Origin of the sequence: Nostoc sp. NMS7, from assembly GCF_017115085.1 — a bacterium.
In the GTDB taxonomy this organism is placed as follows: domain Bacteria; phylum Cyanobacteriota; class Cyanobacteriia; order Cyanobacteriales; family Nostocaceae; genus Nostoc.
Genome location: NZ_JABXKJ010000092.1, coordinates 44,508 through 51,205, shown reverse-complemented (window position 1 = coordinate 51,205; position 6,698 = coordinate 44,508). Strand labels below are relative to the sequence as shown.

At 41.9% G+C, this 6,698-nt stretch carries 5 protein-coding genes; 2 read left to right on the top strand and 3 right to left on the bottom strand.

The window, feature by feature from the left end:
• Nucleotides 1–191: 191 nt before the first annotated feature.
• Nucleotides 192–1,916: an ATP-binding protein gene (locus HWQ38_RS09555; RefSeq protein ID WP_292792615.1), complete on the bottom strand. Its 1,725-nt coding sequence runs from the start codon at nucleotides 1,914–1,916 to the stop codon at nucleotides 192–194.
• A gap of 1,103 nt (nucleotides 1,917–3,019) precedes the next feature.
• Here HWQ38_RS09555 and HWQ38_RS09550 point away from each other — a divergent pair.
• A complete protein-coding gene (locus tag HWQ38_RS09550) occupies nucleotides 3,020–3,457 on the top strand; it encodes a CAAD domain-containing protein (RefSeq protein WP_292792613.1) in 438 nt (145 codons plus the stop codon).
• 39 nt (nucleotides 3,458–3,496) lie between these two features.
• On the opposite strand, the gene HWQ38_RS09545 is transcribed toward HWQ38_RS09550, so the two are convergent.
• Together HWQ38_RS09545 and HWQ38_RS09540 are read right to left on the bottom strand one after the other, a co-directional pair.
• On the bottom strand, nucleotides 3,497–3,721 hold the full coding sequence (locus HWQ38_RS09545) for a hypothetical protein (RefSeq protein WP_292792611.1): 225 nt from the start codon (nucleotides 3,719–3,721) through the stop codon (nucleotides 3,497–3,499).
• 43 nt (nucleotides 3,722–3,764) lie between these two features.
• On the bottom strand, nucleotides 3,765–4,859 hold the full coding sequence (locus tag HWQ38_RS09540) for an S-layer homology domain-containing protein (protein ID WP_292792609.1): 1,095 nt from the start codon (nucleotides 4,857–4,859) through the stop codon (nucleotides 3,765–3,767).
• Nucleotides 4,860–5,314: 455 nt separating this feature from the next.
• Here HWQ38_RS09540 and HWQ38_RS09535 point away from each other — a divergent pair, with 455 nt between their 5' ends.
• Nucleotides 5,315–6,673, top strand: a complete 1,359-nt coding sequence (locus HWQ38_RS09535) for an ATP-binding protein (RefSeq protein WP_292792607.1) — start codon at nucleotides 5,315–5,317, stop codon at nucleotides 6,671–6,673.
• Nucleotides 6,674–6,698: the final 25 nt, after the last annotated feature.

Sequence of the window (6,698 nt, the reverse complement as noted above, 5' to 3'; positions counted from 1 at the left end):
CTCTAATTAACTCAGCCCTGCTGGGTCATTTTGCATGGCTTAGTCTAAACTCCAGGGACGAGGGAGACAAGGGAGACAAAGGAGACAAGCCAGACAAGGGAGACAAAGGAGGTAAGCCAGACAAGGGAGACGAGGGGATGAAGAAAGAAAGTATTTTCCCAATGCCCAATGCCCAATGCCCAATGCCCCATTCAATCCTGTACAGTCATTGGCAGACGAATAGTGAAAGTAGACCCGACGCCCGGCTGACTTTTGACAATAATCTCACCACCCATCATCTGGCAAAAGTGGCGGCTAATTGCCAACCCCAGTCCCGTACCTCCATACTTTTTCGTAGTGGAGGTATCTCCTTGTGTAAAAGGTTGAAATAACTGCTGCTGTTGACGGTGAGACATACCTATACCTGTGTCGGTAACGGTAAAAGTAATCATGCCCAAAGGTGCCTCTGGTCGGAATTCATCCTTTTCTAGGTTGACTGTCAGCGTCACCTTACCGTTTGTAGTAAATTTACTGGCGTTGCTGAGTAAGTTTAATAATACCTGCCGCATCCTAGTTTGATCGGCGTACATGATGCCAAGTTGCTGATCAAAATCCACTTCTAAAACATTGGCATTTTTTTCTATAGCTGGTTTGACTGTGAGGACGACGTTATGAATCAGCGTTGCAATCTCGAATATCTCTGGATAGAGGGTCATTTTCCCGGCTTCAATTTTTGACAAGTCGAGGATTTCGTTAATCAAGTGCAGTAGATGCTTACCAGCAGCGTTAATTGTTTCTAAATCTGTGATGAAGTCTGCCGATAAACCAAGATCGGTGGCGTCGTCTTCTAGAAGTTGACTCAAGCCAATCACAGCATTTAATGGTGTGCGTAATTCGTGGCTGACATTCGCCAGAAATACGCTTTTTGCCTTGCTAGCAGCTTCGGCTAATTCTTTCGCTTGTTGTAGTTCTTTTGTTCGCTCAGATACTCGCTCAATCAGATGATTTAGAGATTTGGCGAGTAGGCCAATTTCATCTTCAGTGGTGACGGGCGCCCGCAAATCGAAATTAGATTTTCTGGCAACTTGCTCTGCTACTTGGGTGACAATAATCACTGGTTCAGCGATCGCCCGACTGGTTCGCCAAGCTACAATGGCTGCGATCGCTACCGAAAGCAGCATACTCATGATCACAATAAATCGCTCAACTATTTTTGCTTCATAAACGGCTTTTTGCCTTTCTTGCTCTTGATCTTCAGCCGTTTGCAGGATGTTAGTCAAGTTTTGCGAAAGCTGGTCTAGCCGCATGGCTGTTTCACCAGCCATAATTGTCAATAACTGCGATCGGGCAGAAGAAATTTGCTGAGGCTGCACTTGTTGGGAGTCGATTTTCTGTAAGACGACCTCGATTTGGTCAACGTAAGCTTTTAAATTAGTCTTGTAATCTAGCAATAACGTCTGTAAAGTCGAAGTTGTTGCTGCTAGTCTTTTAGGTTTACTGTCAATAAATCCGGCAATTTTTGACTCTAATTGTTTAGCTTTTTCAACATTCTTCAGAAAATCGGCTTTTTTGCTTTTTAGCTGTTGTGAATTTTCCAATACAGCAACTAAGTTAGAGCTATGTAATTGTGCCCCGACTACTGCATCTTTATAATTACTCAGTAGTTGTCCTTGTTCATAGGCTTGATTGAATTGCCTAACTTCCTTTCCCCGGTAGTAGTTGGCGATTACTAGCCCAGTCAGTGAGCCAAAAAAGCCAATTCCGATCGCTACAAAGTACCCATAGCCAATTTTTTGATGGATGCGCCAAGAACTGGCTTTGAGTTTCCCTCGTGAGGGAAATTCTATAGTCGGGAGTTCGTCTGTCGATGGCTCTTCGGCTGGCACTTTTTTGCTTTCTGAACTGTTGTCGATAGGGGTTGGCTTTGGAGTTGGCATTTCTCAAACCTCTTTGCCTTCCCGCAAAAATCACCAAATCAGTCTAGCTTGTGCAAATACTTCAATTGGCGATTAACATCTAGATTATCTTCTTTTATAGCAAGAGCAAATAATTGCTTACTAGATAATTAGTATAACCTTATATAGTATGAGTGGTTTTGATCGCAATTTTTCTAAGTAAAATTACTTAGAACGAATAGAATTCACTTTTTTCAGCAGCAATGAATAATTTTCTGTACTAAGGAATAAGAATTAAATAACATCCAATTTATGTCCCTGGCTTACCTCACCTTCAATCCCTCTGCTTATAAAAGAGAGGGAAGCTAGAGACAGGATGAATTCCATTTTATTTAATCTACGTCCCTAAAGAGCTGTCTTAGACAGTCTTCCGATTACCACACCACTTTTCTGAATATACAGTTGATAACAAAGAGTTCTTGCCATCAGCTATGCCACTACTCTACCTTACTGCTTCCTGATAAAATTAATACAATCAGGAAAAAAACAAAAGCTTTGATATTCGCTGGGCATTGGGCACTTGTACTGACTTTGCCTGCCCTGAGCTTGCCGTACCACTTCCCTACGGGACGCTGCGCGAACGTGGAAGCAAGCTACGCGTAGCGTCTCCAAGAGTTGGGTACTGACCGACGTGCTGCACGAACAATTTTGAATTTATTTCTTCTTCATCCCAAGCAGACATATCATAAAAGATGTTAAAAGTCTAGTCGATGTGAATACACAAAAATTCGTATTACGTATTAATATCAATAGCAATGCGTTAATTGACCAACGCGGCTTAAGATAGCTTTAATATCAGATAACGGCTTTTAGGCTTATATAAAGGTCATCTCGGTTTTTAAGGCAGGAGTTACCCTGGCTAAAAAGTCGGCTACCAATACTTTCGACAAACAGCTATTTGTCAATTTCTACCTTGTAGTTGATGCAGTAGATATTACGGGAAAGTTATGATTATAGGACACTAAAACCCTTTTGTGCCCTTCACACAATTGTAGTGATGCACTTTTGCATTACCTAATCAACAGCCTTTTGGTTGTAATTATCCAGATTAGAAAAACTCAACTGTCAAATTTATGGGAGTTAAAATGCCAGAACAAGAATTTACCGAAACCGCATCCAACGAGACTAAAGTGGCAGAGATCAACAACCAAACGGGTACGATCACCAAACTCCAGCCTCCCGCGCAGTCTCAAGACGAATGGCTAAAATACGGGGAGCAAATTTCTACCTTTTTAGCAACATTGCCAGAATATGTGGGAAGCTTCTTTAATCAATATAAGCAACCCCTGGTAACAGTTGGTTTAATTCTGGGATCAATTGTTGGGGTTAAAGTACTCTTTGCAATATTAGATGCTTTGAATGATATACCCTTGGTAGCACCTACTTTTGAGTTGATTGGTATTGGTTATTCTGCTTGGTTTATTTACCGCTATTTACTCAAAGCCTCAACCAGGAAAGAGTTAACTGGTGAAATCACCGTTCTTAAATCACAAGTTGTCGGGCAAGAAATTCCAGAAGCTTAATATCTAATTATCGCTTCTCTATAAGACCCTTCGACAAGCTCAGGGCATCGCCCTAGGCGTAGCTTGCTCCTGTGTAAGACTAGGCTCTAATTCCCAATCACCGAAGTCTGATCGCCCGAAGTCAGCGATCAGACTTCTCTTAAAATTCCCTACGAAGTTCATTGAGAGGAACCTCTGGCGGACAATTTCTCCTTTGAGTTCGGTTTTGGAGATATTTTGGGCGATGCCCTTCTCTACGAGACGCTCCACGTAGCTTGCTTCCACGAAGTGGTACGGCGCAGGTGTTACCCTGAGCTTGTCGATGGGCTCAGGGTAAAACCTGCTTGGGGCTATGCCGAAGCACAATGTTTTGAGATGCGATTAAGGGCAACTTGCCGCGTTTTACTAAAGCTTGATGAATCATCGCCGCTACTTCAGCCCGACTAGCTACTTTGTTAGGAGCAAGAATTTGTGGATTTGGATAGTTAACTACCAGACCATTAGCTGTAGCAGTGGCTATTTTCTTAATAGCATAGGTTGGAATATTTTTAGCATCTTTATAAACACTTAAAATCTGATTTGGGGAAGTGGCTGCTTTAAAATTGAACCCACTAACAAGGGCAACTAAAACTTGCACCCGCGAAATATTTTGTTGTGGTTTGAAGCTTTTTTTCGGGTAGCCTTTGAGAAATCCGCTACTAATGGCTTGGTCAATTGCTGGAGTTGCCCAGAATTTTGCTGGTACATCTTGAAATGCGATCGCAGTCTTAGACGGTTCTTGGTCAAAGGCTTTTTGCAGTAGAACAGCAAATTCGGCGCGGTTTACAGGCTGATTTGGTCTAAAAGAATAATCAGGAAACCCTTTGAGAATACCACGGGAAGAAAGAACGTCTATAAAAGGCCGACCCCAGAAGTTATTGGGTACATCGTTAAATGCAATTGGCGGCGGAATGATTGATTTTGGTTTTGCCGGAGTTACTAAAGGCAACGCTAATGATGCAATTGATGACTCAAGTCCTATTGAAGAGGATACAGGTGTCTGTGGTTGGGGGGATTGAGTTGGAATTACCTGAGCAGATCGCAAGACTGCGCGGTCAGGAGTTGCGCTTTTAGTTGGCAATGAAGGTGTCTTGGGTTCAAAAACAGCCGCAGGTCCAGAATCGGGCAAGACGTTGTTGGGGACTATATTTGGTTCTACCTTTAGACCAGAGGAGGGCAATACTTGCTTTGGTTGAACACTAGAAGAGGGGGTGGAGTCAGGCAACAGCAGCCCGTTTAAGTTCCAGCTAGAATCTCTGCGAGACAATGACCAAAAAAGAATCGCTCCGATAGTGGCGAAGGCAACCAGAATGGCTATAAATTCATCAAAGCCAAGGGCAGTTCTTGGGGATGACTCTGGTTCGGAAGGAGGTCTATTTGTCATCGTAATTACCCTGGTAGCAGTAAATTTTGTGTCTAAACAAATTAAGCCACAGATTTAATTCGTAATTCATAGAAAAATATTAGACTTCTGGTTCAACGCCGAGCGATGTCTAACGACAAGCCGCTCCGCGAACACAAACGTGCCATCAGAGTCTGGAAGCTAGGTATGATCGGGGAAAGGAGTAAGGGCAGTGGATGGTTCGGTTGTAGAAGTCATAACGCTACCTTTGCACTCTTTGTAAAGGTTGTTTTTAGTCTAGCTTGCGATCGCACTTCTTTATATTCTCCACCCAGATAAAAAATCGCACGCCAGTTGCTTGCAAGAGATTAAAAGGATTTTCACCTTGAAAGGGTTAGTCGTGCTAGATACCTAAATCGAAACCGGATTTAGAGGGTGACAAAATGCAAAATATTAACTTATTGTTTACCTAATATTTGTAAAAATCAGGGTGTCTTGTGCCAGAAGAATTCAGTTACCAAATTTCACCCCCATTTTTGTCTGTTGGTAGCGATCGCGATCTTGATGTAGAGTCAACCCTCCAAGAACTACCAATGTACAACTTCCCAGTGGAAATCAACCGCACTGGTATGGAAGTGGCTCATTTTTTGGGAAAATACCCCCTGCTACCAGGAGTAATTTTGGTAGAACAGGGAAAGTTCATTGGGATGATTTCGCGGCGGCGACTGCTAGAATTTTTGATTCGCCCCTATGGACAAGAGTTATTTGTTCAGCAATCATTAACCGTTCTCTACAGCTATGCGCGGATACCGATGTTGCTGCTTGCTGATTCAACATCGATTTTAACTGCGATGCAACTTAGCTTAAAGCGATCGCCAGAATTATTAGCAGAACCAATTGTAGTACAAACAGAATCTGGTGCTTATAGATTGTTAGATGTCCAAGAATTAAATATTATTTCTTGGCAAATTCGCGGAATCGACAATTTGGTGCGCTATGAACGCAGCCAAGCCCAAATGATTCAAAATGATAAAATGGCAAATCTGGGACGTTTGGTAGACGGCATAGCGCACGAAATTTTAGACCCAGTAGGTTTTATTTGGGGTAATATAATTTATGTCTCAACCTACAGCCAAGATTTACTCAAGCTGATCGCGGCTTATGATCAAGAGTTACCATCAGCTTCCCAGGCAATTAATCAGGTTAAAGAAGAGATTGAATTTGATTTTTTAGAACAAGATTTGTCGCGATCGCTTGCTAGTATCCGCACAGGAGCGGAAAGATTAAAAAAACTTGTCACCAGCTTACAAAACTTCTGTCACATCGACGAACTTTATCCCAAACCAGTAGATTTACACGCCTGCATAGATAGTATTATTTTATTAATTAATAGTCGTCTTCAAGGAGAAATTGAAATTGTCAAATACTACGGTCAATTGCCGCCAGTCTATTGTTTTATGGGGCAGTTAAATCAGGTTTTGATGAATATTTTAAGCGAAGCTGTGGATACTTTACTCAATGAAGCCGTGCGACAGCAGTTGCATCTAGAAGATACTAAGACTCTTCAAAAACCCCGAATTGAGATTACCACAGAAGTTATTTCGCAAGAAGCAAGCAACCCAGATACACCAGATTCTCGCTTGATCTTAATTCGCATTGCTGATAATAGCCTTGGAATGTCTGAGGAGTTACAACAGCAAATTAGGGAGTCTTTTTCTTTTGAAACAAAGACTGGTAAAAATACTAGTTTAGCCGTAAGTTATCGAATTATCACAGCCAGACATGGTGGTAAATTAAATTTACGTTCCCAGCTAGGTGTAGGCACTGAATTTGAAATTTTATTGCCTTTAGTTTGATTTATTCTAAATTATGAACAAATTT